This is a genomic window from Rhodococcus sp. SORGH_AS_0303 (assembly GCF_030819335.1).
GTDB lineage: Bacteria > Actinomycetota > Actinomycetes > Mycobacteriales > Mycobacteriaceae > Rhodococcoides.
In genome coordinates, this window is sequence record NZ_JAUTBO010000001.1 from 1,914,068 (window position 1) to 1,933,757 (window position 19,690).

Sequence of the window (19,690 nt, forward strand, 5' to 3'; positions counted from 1 at the left end):
CGCCACCACGTGAGGATGCCGCAGACGTGAGCGCCCAGTCCCGGTCCAGCCGGCCTCTGACCATCGGCATCGACGTGGGCGGCACCAGCATCCGCGCGTCGGTGGTCGACGTCGACGGTCAGGTGCTCGACTCCACCCAGGCGCCCACGCCGCAGTCCTCCCGCGCACTCGAGAACGGCATCGACCGGGCCGTGCGCGAACTCGCGAGCCGCCACGACATCGCGGCCGTCGGTCTCGCCGTCGCCGGGTTCATCAACTCCGACCGCACCGTCGTGCGCTTCGCCCCCCACCTGCCGTGGGTGAACCGCCCGGTCGCGCGGGAGATGACGGAACGCCTCGGCATCCCGGTCATCCTCGAGCACGACGCCAACGCCGCCGCGTGGGCGGAACACCGCTTCGGTGCGGCCGCGGGCGGTGGGAACGTCGTCATGATCGCGATCGGCACCGGCATCGGCGCCGCACTCCTCATCGACGGCAAGCTCTACCGCGGCAGCTACGGCATCGCGCCGGAACTCGGCCACCTGCAGGTGGTTCCCGACGGGCGTCAGTGCGCGTGCGGCAAGCGCGGCTGCTGGGAGCGCTACTGCAGCGGGACCGCGTTGGTGGACACGGCGATCGAGCTCCTCGCCGCCAACCCGCGGGGATCGACGGTGCTCGCGCGTGAGGCCTTCCTCGATCCCGGATCCCTCACCGGTCGACGCATCGCCAACGCCGCGCAGGACGGTGACCTGGTGGCCATCGAGACGATGTCCGAGTTCGCACGGTGGCTCGGCATCGGTCTGGCGCTGGTGTCGGACGTCTACGACCCCGACCGCATGGTCATCGCCGGCGGCGTCGCCACGTCGTCCGCGCTGTTCCTGGACACCGCCCGTGAGCACTACGCCGCGCAGATCACGGGCGCCGGCCACCGGCCCCTCGCCCGGATACGCGGAACCCAGTTGGGGGAGGCCGCGGGCATGATCGGCGCGGCCGAGCTGGCGCGCGTCGAGGTGGGCGCGGCACGCGCCTGACCGCCTCGGCGGAGGGATTCGTGTCCGGCCGATGGCCGGGTGATGACAGCGGTGTGAGATGTGTCCGAGCTGACGCTCGAACTGTGGCTGGTGTCATAAAGCCCCGGTACAGTTACGCCCACGAGATGTCCGAGCGGGCCGCGGGCATCGCGGTGCGGGTCGCGGGTACTTCGAGAAAGGCATGTCGGGCATGTGGTACTGGATATTCAAGTACGTCCTTCTCGGGCCGGTGTTGCAGGTGATGGGCCGTCCTCGCGTGGAGGGCCTGGAGAACATCCCCGACGACGGGCCGGTGATTCTCGCCAGCAACCACCAGGCGGTGTTCGATTCGTTCTACGCGTGCCTGGTCGTGCCGCGTCGCATCACGTTCCTCGCGAAGAGCGAGTACTTCACCGGCAAGGGCCTCAAGGGCCGCTTCCAGAAGTGGTTCTTCTCGTCGGCGGGACAGGTCCCGATCGATCGCACCGGTGCCTCCGCCGCGCAGGACGCGCTCGACGCGGGACTGCGCGTGCTGGCGAAGAACAAGGTGCTGGGTATCTACCCGGAGGGCACGCGCTCGCCGGACGATCGGCTCTACAAGGGCAAGACGGGTATGGCGCGTCTGGCTCTCGAGAGCGGCGTCCCGGTGATTCCGGTCGCGATGATCGGCACCGCGAAGATGAATCCCATCGGCTCGCGGATTCCGCGCCCCACCAAGCTCGGCGTGAAGTTCGGTAAGCCACTGGACTTCTCGCGGTACGAGGGCATGGCCGGCAACCGGTTCGTCGAGCGCGCCGTCACCGACGAGGTGATGTACGAGCTCATGAAGCTGAGTGGTCAGCAGTACGTCGACGTGTACGCGGCGAGCATGAAGAAGACGCCCGCCCCCGTGGTGGATCCGGCTCCGTCGACCGAGGCCGCGCGCATCCCCGACACCCGCGCGGGCTGAGTCAGACCGCCTCGGCGGTCACCCCCGGGCGTTCGGGACTGCGTCGATCGCGCAGCGGCACCGCCGCCACCGCGATCACGAACACCAGTCCCCACCACACGTAGGACGAGGCCTGGATCTGGTCCCACAGGGGCCAGCCCAGGCCGTTCCATCGTCCGGGCGCGAGGCGCCAGTGCGACGGATAGTGCAGCAGCACTGCGCCGATCACGGCGAGGGCCACCAGTGCGGGGGCGCGCCGCGTCACGCCGACGTGCACCAGGACCATCAGCATCGGCACCGTCCACACCCAGTGATGCGACCACGACACCGGTGAGACCAGCAGGCCCAGAGCGGCATTGACGCACAGGGCCAGCAGGTACTCGTGTGCCGCCAGAGCGCGTCGCATCGCGACGAGGGCCACCAGCCCCACGACGGCGCTGCACACTATCCAGACGATCGTCCGCGGGCCGTCCGCGAGACCCAGCCGCGCGAGCATCCCGGTGAGGGACTGGTTCGAGATGTACCCCGGCCCGCCGATGCGGTCGGAGTCGAGCAGCACCTCGGTCCAGTACTGCACCGAGTCGCGGAACGTCGCGACGAATCCGAGTGCCGTGAACCCGAGGAACGACAGGCCGGTGACCACGGCCGCCCGGTACTGCCTGCGCAGCAGGAAGTAGAGGACGAACACCGCCGGCGTGAGCTTGATGGCCGTGACGAAGCCGATGAGCAGACCGCGCGGCCACGGGGTGCGCTTCAGCAGGACGTCGAGGACGACGAGGCACATCAACACGACGTTGATCTGCCCGTAGTCGAGGGTGGACCACACCGGTTCGAGCGCGAACGCCATCGCGGTGATGCCGCCCGTGACCCACGCCGTCGTCCCGGCCGACAGGTGCACCAGAGAGCGCAGGCACACCGCCACCGTGACGGCGAGCAGGATCATCGTCATCGCCGTCATGATCAAGGAGGCCGCCGGCAGCGGGAGGACCGCCATCGGCGCGAAGGACACCGCGGCCATCGGGGGATAGGTGAACGGCAGCGGGATGTTCACCGAGGTGCGCGGCAGGACTCCGTAGAGATTCACGCCGGCGAGCAGAGCCCGGCCACCGATGCGGTACACGTCGAGGTCGAGCCGGTAGATCGCACCCCACTCCCGCAGCGGGGGCAGACCGACCACGTTGAACGCGATGCCCGCCACGAGCCCGACGCACACCGCGACCTTCGCGATCACGGCGACCGGTCGGGGCAGCGACGCCCCCGGCCCGGTGTAGGGAGGGGCGGACGGCAGAGTCCACGTCATGGTCGGGGTGGATCCTTTCGGTGACCTAGGCTCGCAGACGTGCGTTATTTCTACGACTGCGAGTTCATCGAGGACGGCCGCACGATCGATCTGGTGTCCATCGGGATCGTGGCGGAGGACGGGCGTGAATATTACGCCGTGTCCACGGAGTTCGATCCCGAGCGCGCGGGCACCTGGGTCCGCCGCAACGTCCTGCCGAAGCTCCCGCCGTTCTCGTCGCCGCTCTGGCGCTCGCGCAGCCGCATCCGCGACGACATCCTCGAGTTCGTGTCGGCGCCGCACGGCACCGTCGGACCGACCGTCGAGATGTGGGCCTGGGTGGCGGCGTACGACCACGTCGCGCTGTGCCAGCTGTGGGGTTCGATGACGGCGCTCCCGCGGATCATGCCGCGGTACACGCGGGAGTTGAAGCAGTACTGGGAGGAGCACGGGTCGCCCGCGCTGCCGCCGGTGCCGGACGACTCGCACGACGCGCTCGCCGATGCCCGGCACAATCTCGCGAAGTTCCGGGCCGTCGAGGCCGCGAGAGCGTGGTCCGGTCGGGAGTGACACACCGCTGGTCCCGGCCGTCGGAGCGGGCGACTACTCTGTACGCGTGAACTGGACTGTCGACGTTCCGATCGAACGCTTGCCCGAGCTTCCCCCGCTGCCCGAGTCGATGCGCGAGCAACTCGACGTGGCGCTGGCCAAGCCGGCGGCGCAGCAGCCCAGCTGGCCCGCCGATCAGGCGGAGGCCATGCGCAAGGTCCTCGAGAGCGTGCCGCCCATCACGGTCGCCAGCGAGGTCGAGGCGCTGTCGGAGAAGCTCGCGTCCGTCGCCCGCGGCGAGGCGTTCCTGCTGCAGGGCGGTGACTGCGCCGAGACCTTCGTCGACAACACCGAGCCCCACATCAAGGGCAACATCCGCACGCTGCTGCAGATGGCCGTCGTGCTCACCTACGGCGCGTCGATGCCCGTGGTGAAGGTCGCGCGCATCGCCGGCCAGTACGCCAAGCCCCGCTCTTCCGACGTGGACGCCCTGGGCCTGAAGTCCTACCGCGGCGACATGGTCAACTCCCTCGTGGCCGACGACGCCGTCCGCCAGCACGACCCGTCGCGCCTGGTCCGCGCCTACGCCAACGCCAGCGCCGCGATGAACCTGGTGCGCGCGCTCACCGGCGCCGGCATGGCCGACCTGCACAAGGTGCACGACTGGAACCGCGAGTTCGTGCAGAACTCGCCGGCCGGTGCCCGGTACGAGCAGCTCGCCTCCGAGATCGACAACGGTCTCAAGTTCATGGACGCGTGCGGCGTCACGGATCCGAACCTGCACCAGGCCACCATCTACGCCTCTCACGAGGCGCTCGTGCTCGATTACGAGCGCGCGATGCTGCGTCTGGACAACGACGACGAGCACGCCAAGCTCTACGACCTGTCGGCACACTTCCTGTGGATCGGCGACCGCACGCGGCAGCTGGACGGCGCGCACATCGCGTTCGCCGAGCTGGTCTCCAACCCCATCGGACTGAAGATCGGTCCCAGCACGACGCCCGAGATGGCCGTCGAGTACGTCGAGCGGCTCGACCCGACCAACAAGCCCGGCCGGTTGACGCTGATCTCGCGCATGGGCAACGGCAAGGTTCGGGACCTGCTGCCGCCCATCATCGAGAAGGTGCAGGCCACCGGTCACCAGGTCATCTGGCAGTGCGACCCCATGCACGGCAACACGCACGAGGCGTCCACCGGCTACAAGACGCGCCACTTCGACCGCATCGTCGACGAGGTCCAGGGCTTCTTCGAGGTGCACAACGAGCTCGGGACGCACCCGGGTGGCATCCACGTCGAGCTCACCGGTGAGAACGTCACCGAGTGCCTCGGCGGCGCCCAGGACATCTCGGACCTCGATCTGTCCGGACGGTACGAGACGGCCTGCGACCCGCGACTGAACACGCAGCAGTCCCTCGAGCTGGCCTTCCTCGTCGCGGAGATGCTGCGCGGCTGATCGCCGGAGCAGAACTCAGGGCAGCGCGGTCAGAGTGACCGTGCTGCCCTTCTGCACTCGGTCGCCCTGACCGGGCGACTGGGCGATGACGAGCGAGCGATCCGTCTGCGCGACCTGGCGCACCACCACGGTGAGCCCCAGGCGTTCGAGTTCCGACCGCGCCGAGCCGACGGTACGTCCGAGCATCGAGGGTACCTCCACGGCCGTCGACACCCGCAGCGTGACGGTCGATCCCGCGGTCACGGACGTGCCGCTCGCCGGGTCGGTCCCGATGACACGGCCACCGTCGACGTCCTCGTCGAAGACGGAGTCCACCGTCGCCACGGTGATGCCGACCCGATCGAGTTCTGCGCGCGCCTGCTGCTCCGTCTCGCCCCGGACGTCGGGAACGTCGACGGGGGGAGCGCCCTTGCTGGTCACCACCCGGACCTCGCTGCCCACCGGCAGGACCGTCCCGGGCGCGGGGTCGAGTGCGGCGACCGCACCGACGGGTGCGGCGCTGCTGAAGGCGTCACCGCCGTCCACGGGGACGAACGTCCGCTCCCGCAGTGCCGCCTCCACCGTGGTCGAGTCCGCGTTCCCGAGGGCCGGAACGGTGGGCCTGCCCTGAGAAACGAGAAGGGTCACGGTCTCGCCCCGGGCGATCCGTGACCCTGCGGGAGGATCGGTTCCGAGTAATCGGTCCACGGGATCGCTGTCGGTGTAGCGGCCCTCGACGGTCGCCGAGAGATCGGCCGCCTCGATGGCGGAGACGGCGGTGGATCGGTCGAGCCCGTCGATGGCCGGCACCGCGGTGAAGCGGCCGGACCCGGCCCACCAGCCGACGGTGCCGAGCAGGACCGCCACGATCACGACGATCGCGAGCCACGTGAGTGCGACTCGACGCGACCTGCGCTTGTCCGCGTCGAAGTCCGGGAACGCGAAGGCTTTCCGGTCCACCGGCTCGGCGGCGGTGGACCGCGGTTCGTCGGCGCCGCGGGGAGTCGCGGTGGTCACCATCCGCGTGTGCTGAACGCCGCCGGTGGACGGCTGCCCGCGGTCGGAGGTGGTGGAGAAGTCGTCCGCGGGGACCGACACGATCTCCGTCTCCGGAGTACGCGGAGCCTGCGGAGCGTAGGGGCGCGGAGCGTTCAGCGTCTCGGCGCTCAGATGCTCGGCCGACCGTGACGGGGACGGCACCCGGTAGTGGGGCAGAGCGAGGGTCCTGGTGACCGAGCGCACCGCGTCGCCCATCGTGCCGGCGTCGCGGAACCGCTCCTCGGGCCGCCGCGCCGTCGCGTCGCGCACCAGCGCGTCGAAGTGGGGCGGCACCCCTGCGATCACCGAGCTCGGCGGCGGAACGTCGTTCTCGATGCGCTGGTACGCGATCGAGAGAGAGGTGTCTCCCTGGAACGGCGTGCGTCCGGTCAGCAGTTCGAAGAGCAGGATGCCCGCCGAGTACACGTCGCTGCGCGCGTCGGCCGATCCGGTGGTCACCTGCTCGGGGGAGAGGTAGGCGGCAGTGCCGAGGATGACGCTGTTGGACGTCGTCGTCGACGCGGCCACGGCGCGCACCAGACCGAAGTCGGCGATCTTGACCTCGCCCGCGTCGGAGATCAGCACGTTCTCCGGTTTGACGTCGCGGTGCACGAGGCCACCGCGGTGCGCGACCGCGAGTCCGTCGAGTACGGGTTGGAGAACGGCGGCGACGGCGTGCGGGGGCATGGGACCGCGTTCGCGGAGCAACTCGCGCAGAGTGCCGCCCTCGACCAGTTCCATGACCAGGAAGGCGTGCTGACCGTCGCGACCGTGATCGTGGACGGCGACCAGACCCGGGTGGCTGAGCCGGGCGACAGCGCGCGCCTCGAACTCGAAGCGACGCACGAACTCGGGGTCGGCGGCGAACTGGGGATCCATGATCTTGATGGCCACGGGCCGGTCCAGACGCAGGTCCAGACCCCGGTAGACCGTGGACATACCGCCGCGGGCGATCGGCGCGTCGACGCGGTAACGACGGTCCAGCAGCGCGCCGAGCAGCGACGGACCTGACGTTGTCACCTGCGTCCACTCTCCTGTCGTGTTCTCGCATCGATCGATGCCGATCATCCGATGGTAGCCAGTGTGACGGATGAGGTAGCAGTCACGTGTGCGGGAACACGGCGCGGGAGGCGGGCGTCGGCGAATTGTCCTGGCGGCGGGCCGTGACTACCTTTGACCGCGTGAGTGCCATTCCCTACTGCGACGACGTCCTGCCTGCCGACGAGGCCGTGATCGCGATTCCCGACGCCGCCGAGATCATGGGCGTCCCCGTGACGAAGCTCTACCAGATGGTGCGTGAGCACAAGCTGATCGCGGTGCGCCGCGATCGAGTGGTCTCGATCCCCGCGAAGTTCGTCGGCGAGGACGGCGAGCCGATCAAGTACCTCGCCGGTGCGATCGCGGTTCTGCTCGACGGCGGCTACAACCACCCGTCGATTCTGCGGTGGCTCTTCACCCCGGACGACAGTCTGCCGGGCATGCCGGCCGACGTGCTGCGCGGCGACCACGCCCGCGAGATCATCCGCCGCGCCCAGGCCATGGCCTTCTAGCGTTCGATCGGATCAGGCGGCGCGTGACCCTGGCCGCGGGAGCCGTTCTCCGGCTCTGACGAGAAGACCCCGACCGGCCGCGGTCGCGGCGACACGAGCGCGCCGAGGAGTGCCCACGCGAGAGCGGACGGACAACGACCGGTAACCGTCGTTCTCCACGGCCTCGAGGATGTCCTGGTACAGCGCGAACGCGACCCGGATGCCCTCGCGCGCCCGCGGTTCCAGCAGGGCGATGCCGGGCTCGGCGGTGCGGTAGAGCGCGCGGGTGGTGGCGATGATGTCGGCCAGAGCGCGGCGGACCCTCGGGTCGACGGAGTCCGTGCGGCGGCACCACCACAGCAGGTCCTCGTCGACGCCGTAGGCGGTGAGCACGTCGCCGGGCAGATAGATGCGGTCGCGCGCGAGATCCTCGCCCGCGTCGCGAACGAAGTTCGTGACCTGGAAGGCCTCGCCGAGAGCGGACGCCGTCGGGCGGGCCTCCTCGACCGGACACACGGTGCCGAGGACGGGGAGCATCTGCAGCCCGATCACGGCGGCGGAGCCGTACATGTACGTCGACAACTCGTCCATGGTGGCGTAGCGATCCTTGTAGATCGCCGAGTGCGGTACGTCCATGAGCATCGACGTCATGAAGGCTGTGAAGTACTCGGACGGGATGTCGTAGCGACGTGCGGTGTCGAACAGGGCCGCCAGGATCAGCTCGTTGCGCCGGTCGGGTCCGGGCGGGACCGACGTCGGCGGGGCGATGGTCGAGGCGAGACCCTCGTTCAGTCGCTCCTCGATGCGGGTGAGCAGCGCCAGGTCGAGTGCGACCGCCGTGTCGTCGCCGCGTTCGGCGATCATGTCGACGTCGATGATGTCGTCGACCATGCGTGCGAACGCGTACAGCGCGTGCACCGCGGGCCGACGGTCGGTCGGCAGCAGGCGGGTGGCGAGGAAGTACGTCTTACCGTGTTCGGCTGCCACGTCCCGGCACAGCGCGTAGGCCTCGGGAAGATCGGTCACTCGGTCAACTCCTGGCTGGGCTGGTCCGGACGGGGCTGGTCCGGGCGGGCGGTCTCGGCGCGGACGCGCGGGGCCGGGACGAACGTGTTCTCGTGCTCCGGGTGTGTGACGGCCCGCAGGCGGAGGGGATCGACCGTCCGGAGCGACAGCGCGGCGACCACTGCGGCGAACGTCGCCAGCACGACGTGCGGGAACGTGTAGAGACCGATGGACCCGTCCGGCTGGAACACCAACATGAGCCAGGCGGACAGGCCGACCAGCACGGTCAGAGTGGTCGCCGACATGGTGAGACCCGCGGCGACGGCGAGAGGCCACGAGTAGTACCAGGGGAGAGCGGCCGGGGACAGGATCACGATGGCCACCAGCGACACGAGGATGCCCAGCAGTGCGCCGCGCTCCGAGTGGCGAGATCGCCACCACGCCGTGGCCAGGATCGCGGCCAGAGCCACCGCGCACAGCATCCTGGTCACCTCGAGCACGGGGCCGAGCCGAGCGCCCGTGAACCACCCGGTGAAGACCGTGACCAGGTGGGCGAGGATGGTCGGCAGCGAGAGCCAGTTGATGATCTTGGCCGAGCCCGAGAGCGCCGTCAGCCAGCCGATGCCGACGCCGGCCACCAGGGACGCGACGACGAACACCGCGACGAACACGGCGAAACCGATACCTGCGGTCTTCGCGAACACCAGCAGGACGTGCTGGCGTCGCGGCGGGTCACCACGCTCGGCCCGCGCCTCGTTCTCGGTGCGGAGCCGGTCGCGCTCGTGGAGCATCCAGATCCACACCAGGAAGGGCAGCGCGATGCCCGCGGTGGCCTTGATCGCCACGGCGACCGCGACGAGCCCCATCCCGGCGACGTGGTGCCGGTCGAGGACGGCGGCGATGCCGGCCGTCATGAGACCGACCATGAGCATCTCGTTGTGGACGCCGCCGATCAGGTGGATCAGGACCAGGGGATTGAGCACGGCGAGCCACAGGGCCACGGCAGGATCCGCGCCGAAGTGTCGGGCGATGCGGGGGACCGCCCACATGGTGAGGGCGAGCCCCGGCAGCATGGTCAGGCGCAGGAGCATCGTCCCGGCGATCACGTTGTCGCCCGTGAGCGAGGTGATGCCCTCGCCCAGCAGGAGGAACAGCGGGCCGTAGGGCGCGGTGGTGGTGGTCCAGACGTTGCTCACGTTGTCCAGCAGCACACCGGGATTGGCGACGGGACCGACGGCGTACGGGTCGAACCCGTCCCGGAGGAGGGCGCCCTGTGCGAGGTAGGAGTACGCGTCGCGGCTGAACATCGGGACCGCGAGCAGGAGCGGCGCGATCCAGAGCGGCACCACCCAGCGCAGCTGCCGCACCGTGGTCCGGTGACCGAGAGTGGCGCGTCCGAGACGGACCCACGCGGCGATCATGAGCAGCACGCCGATCCACACCATGACGGTCGACAACACGAGTCCGTGCCCGAAGCGGAGCCAGGACAGGTGCATCGCCTCGAGCAGCGGGTCACGACGGCGCACGGCACCCGAGCCGAAACCGCCGAAAGTGATGAGCGCGGACCCGGCCAGACCCACCAACGTGGCGCGGCCGGCGCGTCCCCCGAAGAACCGTCGTGTCGATCGCCACGACGACTCGTCGGTGGCGTCCGCGGCCCGGAGTGGGGAGGACGTCGTCATGTTCCTCCCCGGAAGACGCGACATGCCGGCGACCGTGCGGAAGCCGGGCTGAACTCACGTGAGTTTAGAGGCTCCGGACCGGAAGACGAACCGGCCCGCCGTCAGACGGCCACACGGGCCGAGCGACGCACGGACGGATCGATGCGTTCGGCGGCCAGTCGACCCGAGATCAACACCGTCGGCACACCCACTCCGGGGGTGGTCCCACACCCGGCGAGGACGACGTTGTCGATGCCCTTGACCAGGTTGCGGCGCCGGAACGGGCCGGTCTGGCGGAAGATGTGCGACGCCGAGAACGGGGTTCCCGCGACCATCCCCTGCGCGAGCCAGGTGGCCGGCGTGTCGATGTGGTCGATCTCGAGGTGCTCGGACACGCCGGTGTAACCGCGGCGATCCATCTCGAGCAGGATCTCCCGCACGTAGGGGTCGGTGATGGCGGACCAGTCCAACGGCGCGCTGTCGAGATTGGGGCAGGGCGCGAGGATCGAGATGGGCTCCTGCTCGACGCCGTCGTGCGTGACGCGCAGAGCCGGATCGGTCAGCGAGGTCCGGGTGATGAGCAACGACGGGTCCGACATGAGTGTGCCGCGCCCGCGCGAGGCGGTGAGCTCCTCGAACGTCTCGTTCCAGTTGTGCCCGAAGTCGATGACGTGGTGCGAGCGGGACGACCACCGCGCGGTGACGTCCACCGGCACGCGGCCGTGCACCACGACACAGGACGGTGACGCCCGGATCTTGCGGCGCACGGTGATGCCGGCGGTGGCGAGAAGGCGATTCGTCACCAGGAGATCCGGCGTGAGGATCAGGGAGTCGCACGTGTGCCGCTCGCCGTTCTCGGTCACCACCGCGCGAGCGCGGGTCCCGCCCTTCTCGATGGCGGCCACGCCGGTGGAGAGCAGCAGCGTGCCGCCCGCACTCACGAACGCATCGGCCATCGCGTTCGCGATCGACTGCATTCCGCCGTCCGGGAACGACACACCCAACGACGTGTCCATGTGCGAGATCGCGGAGTAGACCCCGAGAGCTTTGGCGGGCGCGACACCGGCGTAGAGAGCCTGGAAGGTGAAGATGCGGCGCAGTCGCGGGTCGTCGATGAGCTTGTCGATCCGCTTTCCGAGTTTTCCGAACCCCCCGAGACGCAGCAGGGTCAGCGTGTTCGCTCGCGCCCTGCGCTCGCCCACGAGGTCGAGCGGTGAGTCGAAGTTGTCGTCGATGTAGCGGTCGAACTCCGCGTCGAACATCGATCCGATCCACGCGCGGAGCGTGCGGTAGCGCCGAGCCTCGTCCGGCCCGCACTTCTCGCCGACCTCCGCGATCATCCGCTCGGGATCGGAGTGGACGTCGATGGTGGTGCCGTCGGCGAAACGGGTGTGGTACGCCGGATGCAACGGTGTCAGACGCAGGGGAGGCGTGGTGGACTCGCGGGTCGCACCCACCGCGGCGAGCGCCTGATCGATCAGGTCGGGCATCGTGAGAACGCTCGCGCCCGTGTCGATGCGGTAGCCCGGCGCCGCGACGGAACCCACCCGGCCGCCGACGGTGTCGGACCTCTCGATCACGGTGACCTCGCGACCGGTGCCGCGGAGGTGGAGCGCCGCGGCGAGGCCGGACAGACCGGCGCCCACGACGATCACGTGATCGGTGGGTCCGGACACGGTGGCATGCGTCATGAGGTTCTCCTGGTGGCGGTGTAGGCCATGGCCGTGAGCCGCCTCTTGGCGTCCTCGGTGACATCGGACGCGTTCAGCGCCGCCAGGGCGCTGTCGGTCAGTGTGGTGATGCGGCGCTCGACGTCGTCGACGGCACCGAGATCGATCATGTGCGCACGCAGGTCGTCGACGGCAGCCTCGGAGAGGTCCGTGCCGATTCCCGCGCGCAGAGCAGCCGCGGTGGCGGGATCGCGTTCGTCCGCCGCGTCCAGGGCTGCGGCGAGGAGCACCGTCCGCTTGCCCTCACGCAGATCGTCGCCGGACGGCTTGCCGGTCACGGACGGATCCCCGAACACTCCCAGCAGGTCGTCCCGCAGCTGGAAGGCGATGCCGATGTCCGCACCGAACGTGCTGTAGACCTCCAGCAGGTCGGGGCCGGCGCCGGCGAGCGTGCCGCCGATGAGGAGAGGGCGTTCCACCGTGTAGGCCGCCGTCTTGTAGCGGTCGATCTGGAGCGCGGCCTCGACGGAATCGTCTCCACTGGCCTCCACGGCGATGTCGAGCAGCTGTCCGCCGAGCACCTCGGTGCGCATCGCGGACCACACCGGAGCGAGGCGTGCCGACGTGGCGGAGTCCAGTGCCGCCGCGCGGACGAGATCGTCGGCCCAGCAGAGCGCGATGTCGCCCAGCAGGATCGCGACCGACTCGCCGAACTTGTCCGAGTTCCCGCGCCACCCGGCCGCGCGGTGCCGTTCGGCGAAGGTGACGTGGACGGTGGGGAATCCGCGACGGGTCGAGGACGCGTCGATGATGTCGTCGTGCACCAGCGCGCACGCCTGAACGAATTCGAGGGCGGAGCACACGTCGAGGACGGCGTCGGCCTCGGCGGCGTGCGGATCGCCGCCCGCACCCAGGAAGCCCGTCCACGCGAAAGCGGGGCGGATCCGCTTGCCGCCGCGGAAGACGAAGGAGGTGAGCTCTGCCACGGCGTCGGTGTAGATGGGACCGACCGAGTCGACCGTGGCCTGTTGCGTCGCGACGAAATCGCGCAGGGACGTCTCGACCGCATCGACGAACGTCCCCAGCGGCCACTGATCACGGTCGTCCGCGGCGGACTCCACGTCGAGCGGTCGGTGGGCGGCGGGGCTGTGCGGTGCGGCGGACAGAGTTTCCTCCGGTGTTCGGGGCGGCGGACGGTGTCCGCAGGCAGTCGGTCGGCATGCGGTCGGGTCTCGGGCGCAGCGTCCTGGCACCCCCGACTCTATCCGGGTATTCGGACACGGCGCCGGTGCGGACGACCTGGGGGCCCGAGCAGGTCGGCGCGGGAATCTATGCTGTGAGGCGTGACAGACGAATCCTCCCGCGCGCGGGTCAGCCGCACTCCGTCGGTGATCGACCGGTTGAATTCCGCGGCGCACGGGAGTGTTCCGTTCTCCGTCGAGTTCTCGCCTCCTCGCGACGAGGCCGCCGAGGACCGCCTGTGGCGTGCCGTGCGCACCTTCGAGCAGATGCATCCCGCCTTCGTGTCCATGACGTACGGGGCGGGCGGATCCACGCGTGATCGCACGGTGCGGGTCACCGGCGAGCTGGCGGAGGTCACCAACCTGCTGCCCGTGGCCCACCTCACGGCCGTGGGGCACAGCCGCACCGAGCTGCGCGCGATGGTCGGGGCCTACGCGGACCGCGGCATCTCCAACATTCTCGTGTTGCGCGGCGACCCTCCCGGCGATCCGCTGGGTCCGTGGGAGAAGCATCCGGACGGCGTCGAGTACGCGGAGGAACTGGTGCGGTTGGTCTGCGAGCTGGGCGACTTCCACGTCGGTGTCGCGTCGTTCCCCGAGGGACATCACCGCGCGCCCGATCTCGACCACGACACCCGCCATCTGGTCGCGAAACTGCGTGCGGGCGCCGAGTACTCGATCACCCAGATGTTCTTCGACGTCGAGGACTATCTCCGCCTGCGTGACCGTGTCGCCGCGTTCGATCCGGAGCAGGGCGCCAAGCCGATCATCCCCGAGATCATGCCCATCACGTCGCTGCGCAGCGTCAAGCGTGCGATGGAGCTGTCGGGATCTGCGCTGCCCGCATCCGTCGAGAAGCGCCTGTCCGCCGCGGCCGGGTCCGACCCGGACGAGAACCGGGCCGCCGTGCGCGCGGTGGGCATCGAGATCGCCACCGAGATGGGGGAGCGACTGATCGCCGAGGGCGCCCCCGGCCTGCACTTCATCACGCTGAACTTCGCGAAGGCCACCAGTGAGGTCGTCGGCAATCTCGGGCTCGCCCGCCCGGTTCCGGAGGGCACGGGTGGGATCGGTACCGGATCAGTGCCGGGTGGCCAGAACGCGCGACTTCCACACGAGAGTGCCCTGGCGGCGTCCCCGGTCCGATGAGGCCAGCAGCGCCGAGCCCGCCGCGATGGACAGTGGGTGCAGCGCCGAGGTGACGACGTCGCGGGCCAGCGAGTCGTCGCTGCCCTCCGCGCGCCGCGCAGCGATGCGCGACACCCATCCCGCCAGGTACCCGGCGACTCCCCACCGGCGGGTCGATCCGCGTGCGGCCATCGCGATCGGTGGCAGGACCCATACGGCTGTGGCGATCGCCGAGACGGCGAGAGTGCCTGCAGCGCCGCCGAACTGGGACCAGAGCCACTTCGCGTGACCGGCACGCACCTGCGCGGCGTCGGTGTACATGCGGCACGTCGCGACGCGCCCGCCGTACGCCACTGCCGTCGGGAGACCGCGGGAGCGGACGTGCCGCACCAGCGTCAGATCGTCGGCCACCGCGAAGCGTGTGCACTCGTGTCCGCCGACCACGCGGTAGGACGGTGCGTCGAGCACGAGGAACTGCCCGTTGGCCACGCCCATCGACGGCCGACGGCCTCGATTGGCGGCCCGGACGAGGAGGGTCACCGACCACGACCACGACAGCAGAGGCTGGACGACCCGCTCGATCGTCGTCACCGCCGTCTCCGCGGGCCACGGGCAGAGCATGGCCACGTCGTGCTCGCGGAGAACGGACGCGGCGGCGTCCAGTGCATCAGGATGCAATCGCACGTCCGCGTCGAGGAAGACGACGAGGGTCGGATCGGTGGTCGCGAGCGCGCGGCGGCCGAGGTCGAGGCAGGCGAGGGACTTGCCCATTCCCGGCGCGTCGGCCGGCTCGGTCGTGCGGCCCGCCAGGATCCGGAAACGCGGATCGTCACCCACGACGGCCCGGGCGACGTCCGCGGTCCCGTCGGACGAGTCGTCGTCCAGCACGAGCACGGTCATCGCGGACCGGGAGCGCTGAGCCATCAGATCCCGCAGCAGGTCGGGGAGACGGTCTGCCTCGTCACGGGCAGGAATGCAGACCGTGATGCGCTCACCGGCCCGCACCGTCGCCGCGGACGAGGGCAGCACGCGGGGTGCGGTCGCTGCGTTGATCAGGGCGATGCCCGCGGTGGCGATCGAGGCGAGAGAGCCGACTCGAACCGCGTTCCGGGCTCGGCGCCGGGCGGTCACCGGCGGCCGGCCGACTCCGCATCGCGTCGGCGTCCGCCGGAAGCGTCGCGGGCGACGTAGGCCATGCCGCCGACGATGGCCGCGATACCCACGGTGACACCGAAGACGATGCCGGCCCACCCGGCGAAGCTGCGCGTGTTCGGATCCGAGTAGCGCACCTCGGCGCGCAGGGTGCTGCGCTCGCCGGCGGGGAGCTTCCAGGACACCACGTTGTCGCCCTCGCGGGCGCCGTTGGTGGTGGTGACACGAGCGGGGAAGGCGATGGTGAACTGCACGTCGCTGCCCTCGGCGGGTACGGAGCTCAGATCGACCTGGCCGGCGAGAGTGACGAGGTCACCCGCGCGGACCAGGGACAGCTGGTAGAGGCCGACCGACTGGTCGGACAGTGCCGCGAGCTGCTGCACGTCACCGAACGTGAGGTCGCTGAACAGCGCCTCGCTGCCGACGTACCCGTCCGAGTCGTACGGCTGCACCCGGATCTTGCTGCCCAGGCTGTCGGGGACCTCCATGCCCGGTCCGGTGTCACCCTCGGCCGTCGGCACCGTCGCGGCGACGATGCGGCCGGACACCCGATCGTTCGAGGACACGCCCATGGACACCTGTGCCCGGAGGCACCCGGCCAGCAGCGGAACCGTCAGCAGGGCGAGCACGAGGACGGAGACCACGCGGCGCGGTACGGAAACGCGCGGCGACGTGCGAGGAGCAGCGGGGTGGGGCACAGCGGTCATCGTGCCAGGCCGCCGCGACACCGTCAGTGAACGGGTCGGTCAGCGCGGCGTGGCGCGTCGCGAGCGATGTCCGACCGGGGTCGGGACAGGGCGAGGAGGAAGGGGACACCGACGACGCCCATGGCGACGAGGCCGTACAGAGCGGACCAACCGAGGTCCGGCAGGAAGACCGCATGGGCGAGAGCAGAGCCGAGCCACGTCCACACGAACAGCCCCCACGGCACCAGCGGGCTCACCGTGGGCGTGCGCATCGGTGACCGCCCCAGGACCTCCATGGCGGCGGCCATGAGCGCCGCGACGAGCAGCCATCCCACATAGTTGGTCCACGGGATGCCGTCGAGCCCGGGCAGGGGAGCGAAGGGACTGCACCAGGTCCACTGACCGTCGGCCACCATCTGAGGGTCGAGATACAGATCCCACCCCACGACGCCGACGGTCGTGAGTCCCACGCGGGTGAGCACCGGTCGGCGCATCCGCTGCGCGACGACGGTGGCGGCGCACCACACCGGGTACAGGCCGGCCGTCCAGGCGAACGGAACCACCACCGGCACGTGGGCCAGGGAGGGTCCGATGCGGTCCTGCGCGTACTCGTAGCACCCGAAGGGCATGCCGGTTCGCGTGCCGATGATCTCGGCCGTCAGACCGATCCCGGCGGTGAGCAGCACCATGAGCGTGGCCCACCCGGCCCCGCGTGCGCTCGCCGCGTGCGTGACGCAGGCGGCGGCGAGCAGAGCGACGACACAGAACGTCACGGCGTCCTTGACGCCGCCCGAGACGAGCGGGTAACTGATCTGCGCGAGGACGGCCGCGACGGCGAAGCCCACCGCGACGGGTGTGGCTCGCCCCGACGCGCGGAGAGTGTCTCCCGACCTCATCGGCGGCCCGGGAGAGCGGCGCCCAGACGCGACGCCACGCGCTTCAGAGGACTGCCCGCGCGTTCGGCGATCGCGAGCCGGGCGGCACTGCGGCCGCTGGATCCGGAGACACCGCCGCCGGGGTGCATCGAGGCGCCGGTCAGGAAGAACGACGGGGCTCCGGGCACGGTCATGTCCGCGAGCGCCGGCATGGGGCGCCACATCATCATCTGGTGCAGTGACATCTCGACGTGCATCACGTTGCCCCCGACGAGCCCGAGTTCCTGTTCGAGGTCCCACGGGGACTGGGTGTGCCGTTGCAGGATGCTGTCGGCGAAGCCGGGGGCGTACTTGTCCACCTCGGCGACGATCCGATCACCCTCGAGTTCCGCCACCTCGGGGCTGCTACCTCGCCAGCTCCGACCGTCGGCCAGTCGGTACGGGTGCCACTGCGACCACAGCGAGACCTGGTGTTCGCCGGGCTTCGCGATCGACGGGTCGACCGCGCTGAAGCTCATGGCCAGCACCACCGGCGCCGGCGGGAGATCGCCTGCCGATGCCGCTCCGTGCGCCCGACGGAGCTGGGCCCGGTCGTGTACCAGCAGTTGCAGTCCGCGGCTGGACGACTCGACGCCGGGAGCGCCGGGATACTGCGGCAGCGACGACGTCGACGCGCGGACCACCATGCCGATGCCCGGCCCCACGTCGATCTGCCGTCGCCACGACTCCGTCGTCGCCGTGTCGAAACCGCCGGCGTCGAGGAGGTCGAGCGTGGTCAGAATGTGGCACCCGGCGATGACCGTGCGTGCGCGCACCTCCTCGCCACTCGCGGTGCGGACCGACCATCCGTCTCCGACACGCGTGACCGACACGACGGCGTCACCGAGGGTGACGGTGCCTCCGTCGGCCTCGATCTTAGTCTGCAGCGCGACGCTCAGCGCTCCGCTGCCGCCGACGGCGCGGCCGGGCGGGGTCGTGTGCATCAGAGCGTTGAAGGCCACCATCGGGGCCGTGCCGGGCTCGGACATCGGCGGACCGGACTGGGCGCCGAACCACGCGAGAGCCGCTTTCAGTCGCTCGCTGTCGAACCACCGGTTCAGTAGCGAGTCGCCCGACGCGAGGAACTCGCGTGACAGTGCCGCCGCACCGTCGCTCGCGTCCATGCCCCAGAAGGAGGACAGCAGAGCCCTCCCGGTGGGCGGACTCCCGAACGACGTCATGACACGTGCGCTGCGGGGCCCCCACAGTGCGACGAACGCGCGGTACGCGTCCGCGTCCTTGCGTCCGCACGCCGCCTCGATCGAGGCACAGGTGGCGTCGAGATCCACGGAGAACACGATGCCCGGCTCGTCGGTGCCGGGCGGAGGCGGCGCGAACGCCCACGGGTCGCAGTCGAGATAGCGCAGGCCGTGATCGGCGAGACGCAACTCCTCGATGATGCCGGTCTGCCGGATCATGATGTGCGCGGACGAGCCCCGATCCACCTTGTGGCCGGGGAAGCGCTCGACCGTGGAGGCCGCGCCTCCGACGACGGTGTCTCGTTCGAGGACGCGGACGGACCATCCGGCATCGGTCAGGTAGGCGGCGGAGACGAGTGCGTTGTGACCCGATCCGACGACGGCGGCATCGATCACGTGGTCGGCCCCTCTTCTGTGGTGGTGTCGGGACCGAGTCCGGTCCCGGGTGTCAGGGGTAATTCGCGGCCGAGCACCGCGAAGGGTCGGGCGTCCCCGGCGAAGTGGAATCGGCGCACGACGTCCTGGAACCCCGTCCGCCGGTAGAGACGCCATGCTCGATTGTCCTCGCCGGTGACCTCGGGGGTGGAGAGCAGCACGGAACTCTCCCGGCGGCCCGCCATGAGGGCGAGCAGGAGCCGTTCGCCGAGACGGTGCCCCTGAGCCTCGGGGGAGACGTGCAGCTCGGTCAACTCGACGTAGTCCGAGAGGACCCGCTCGGCGTTCTCGGCGGACCACCCCGCTCGTCGCATCCCGTCGCGGACCTGCTGATGCCACCACTGATGTGGCGCTCCGCGATAGCAGTAGGCGATCGCCACCAGGTGGTCGTCGTGTGAGACTCCTCCCACCGCGCCCCACCCCGGCCGCAGGATGTGCTCCGCCCACATCGGCGCCCGATGCAACTCGGTTCCGCGCGGGTAGCCCATCGCGGCGACGTAGACGGACAGGGCTTCGGTCAACCGTCGGCGCATGTCCTGCGGGGTGAGTTCGATCAGACGAATGCCCTCGTCGGAGGGGCCGCCTCGGGCGTCGTGAACGGTACTCACCTCGATCCCTCGCATCGTGTCGGACGTCCGCGCTACAGTGAAGTCATCGAACACGCGTTCGAACGAATCGACCTCGGGTCGATCGGCCCGACATCGGGTCGATCGCGCGAGACGGTCCGGAGAACATGTCCGACCTCCATGCTTACATCGCGCTCGATCGGCCCGCTCAGGGGAGTAACCGACAGGCCGACGGTGTTGAGAAGGACGTGGGACGCCGATCGGTTCACGTGTCGGAGAGGGAGGTAGC

The 19,690-nt window shown here is 70.1% G+C and carries 17 protein-coding genes; 6 read left to right on the forward strand and 11 right to left on the reverse strand.

The genetic code is table 11. The features are described from left to right. Nucleotides 1-26: 26 nt before the first annotated feature. On the forward strand, nucleotides 27-1,010 hold the full coding sequence (locus QE449_RS09070; RefSeq protein ID WP_027505827.1) for an ROK family protein: 984 nt from the start codon (nucleotides 27-29) through the stop codon (nucleotides 1,008-1,010). 190 nt (nucleotides 1,011-1,200) lie between these two features. Beyond that, a complete protein-coding gene (locus tag QE449_RS09075) occupies nucleotides 1,201-1,938 on the forward strand; it encodes a 1-acyl-sn-glycerol-3-phosphate acyltransferase (protein ID WP_027505828.1) in 738 nt (245 codons plus the stop codon). 1 nt (nucleotide 1,939) lies between these two features. Here the strand turns inward: QE449_RS09075 and QE449_RS09080 are convergent, their stop codons facing one another. After that, on the reverse strand, nucleotides 1,940-3,217 hold the full coding sequence (locus QE449_RS09080) for a glycosyltransferase 87 family protein (RefSeq protein WP_307108679.1): 1,278 nt from the start codon (nucleotides 3,215-3,217) through the stop codon (nucleotides 1,940-1,942). Between the two features lie 39 nt (nucleotides 3,218-3,256). Here QE449_RS09080 and QE449_RS09085 point away from each other — a divergent pair, with 39 nt between their 5' ends. Next, nucleotides 3,257-3,766 (forward strand): polyadenylate-specific 3'-exoribonuclease AS, encoded by a 510-nt coding sequence (locus tag QE449_RS09085; RefSeq protein ID WP_027505830.1) that lies wholly within the window; start codon nucleotides 3,257-3,259, stop codon nucleotides 3,764-3,766. Nucleotides 3,767-3,812: 46 nt separating this feature from the next. Further along, nucleotides 3,813-5,198, forward strand: a complete 1,386-nt coding sequence (locus tag QE449_RS09090) for a class II 3-deoxy-7-phosphoheptulonate synthase (protein WP_027505831.1) — start codon at nucleotides 3,813-3,815, stop codon at nucleotides 5,196-5,198. 15 nt (nucleotides 5,199-5,213) lie between these two features. On the opposite strand, the gene pknB is transcribed toward QE449_RS09090, so the two are convergent. Continuing rightward, a complete protein-coding gene (pknB, locus tag QE449_RS09095) occupies nucleotides 5,214-7,235 on the reverse strand; it encodes a Stk1 family PASTA domain-containing Ser/Thr kinase (RefSeq protein ID WP_307108680.1) in 2,022 nt (673 codons plus the stop codon). Nucleotides 7,236-7,396: 161 nt separating this feature from the next. Here pknB and QE449_RS09100 point away from each other — a divergent pair, with 161 nt between their 5' ends. Then, complete coding sequence (locus tag QE449_RS09100; protein ID WP_027505833.1) at nucleotides 7,397-7,765, forward strand: Rv2175c family DNA-binding protein; 369 nt, start codon at nucleotides 7,397-7,399, stop codon at nucleotides 7,763-7,765. Between the two features lie 12 nt (nucleotides 7,766-7,777). On the opposite strand, the gene QE449_RS09105 is transcribed toward QE449_RS09100, so the two are convergent. The 4 genes from QE449_RS09105 to QE449_RS09120 all read right to left on the reverse strand — a co-directional run bounded on the left by QE449_RS09105 (nucleotide 7,778) and on the right by QE449_RS09120 (nucleotide 13,201). Beyond that, complete coding sequence (locus QE449_RS09105) at nucleotides 7,778-8,770, reverse strand: phytoene/squalene synthase family protein (protein ID WP_285185473.1); 993 nt, start codon at nucleotides 8,768-8,770, stop codon at nucleotides 7,778-7,780. Then, a complete protein-coding gene (locus QE449_RS09110; protein ID WP_222630569.1) occupies nucleotides 8,767-10,431 on the reverse strand; it encodes an alpha-(1->6)-mannopyranosyltransferase A in 1,665 nt (554 codons plus the stop codon). Before QE449_RS09110 ends, QE449_RS09105 begins: the two co-directional genes overlap by 4 nt. A 101-nt stretch (nucleotides 10,432-10,532) precedes the next feature. Then, a complete protein-coding gene (gene crtI, locus QE449_RS09115) occupies nucleotides 10,533-12,101 on the reverse strand; it encodes a phytoene desaturase family protein (protein ID WP_307108681.1) in 1,569 nt (522 codons plus the stop codon). Then, the gene (locus tag QE449_RS09120) at nucleotides 12,098-13,201 is read right to left on the reverse strand and encodes a polyprenyl synthetase family protein (protein ID WP_197027790.1); all 1,104 of its coding nucleotides are present in this window, start codon (nucleotides 13,199-13,201) and stop codon (nucleotides 12,098-12,100) included. Before QE449_RS09120 ends, crtI begins: the two co-directional genes overlap by 4 nt. A 222-nt stretch (nucleotides 13,202-13,423) precedes the next feature. Here QE449_RS09120 and QE449_RS09125 point away from each other — a divergent pair, with 222 nt between their 5' ends. Continuing rightward, nucleotides 13,424-14,470 (forward strand): methylenetetrahydrofolate reductase, encoded by a 1,047-nt coding sequence (locus QE449_RS09125; RefSeq protein ID WP_081821267.1) that lies wholly within the window; start codon nucleotides 13,424-13,426, stop codon nucleotides 14,468-14,470. Here the strand turns inward: QE449_RS09125 and QE449_RS09130 are convergent. Genes QE449_RS09130 through QE449_RS09150 form a run of 5 tightly spaced genes read right to left on the reverse strand, consistent with a single transcriptional unit; the run spans nucleotide 14,402 to nucleotide 19,368 of the window. Further along, nucleotides 14,402-15,580 (reverse strand): glycosyltransferase family 2 protein, encoded by a 1,179-nt coding sequence (locus QE449_RS09130; RefSeq protein WP_056445607.1) that lies wholly within the window; start codon nucleotides 15,578-15,580, stop codon nucleotides 14,402-14,404. The genes QE449_RS09125 and QE449_RS09130 overlap by 69 nt on opposite strands. Continuing rightward, nucleotides 15,577-16,308 (reverse strand): hypothetical protein, encoded by a 732-nt coding sequence (locus tag QE449_RS09135; RefSeq protein WP_056445605.1) that lies wholly within the window; start codon nucleotides 16,306-16,308, stop codon nucleotides 15,577-15,579. The genes QE449_RS09130 and QE449_RS09135 overlap by 4 nt, the downstream gene beginning before the upstream one ends. A gap of 23 nt (nucleotides 16,309-16,331) precedes the next feature. Then, nucleotides 16,332-17,183 carry a carotenoid biosynthesis protein gene (locus QE449_RS09140; RefSeq protein WP_056445602.1) on the reverse strand — a complete coding sequence of 284 codons (852 nt, stop codon included), beginning with the start codon at nucleotides 17,181-17,183 and terminating at the stop codon, nucleotides 16,332-16,334. Further along, nucleotides 17,180-18,796, reverse strand: coding sequence for an NAD(P)/FAD-dependent oxidoreductase (locus tag QE449_RS09145; RefSeq protein ID WP_307108682.1), 1,617 nt, complete (start codon nucleotides 18,794-18,796; stop codon nucleotides 17,180-17,182). Before QE449_RS09145 ends, QE449_RS09140 begins: the two co-directional genes overlap by 4 nt. After that, nucleotides 18,793-19,368: an N-acetyltransferase gene (locus QE449_RS09150; RefSeq protein WP_261781437.1), complete on the reverse strand. Its 576-nt coding sequence runs from the start codon at nucleotides 19,366-19,368 to the stop codon at nucleotides 18,793-18,795. Before QE449_RS09150 ends, QE449_RS09145 begins: the two co-directional genes overlap by 4 nt. Between the last annotated feature and the right edge of the window lie 322 nt (nucleotides 19,369-19,690).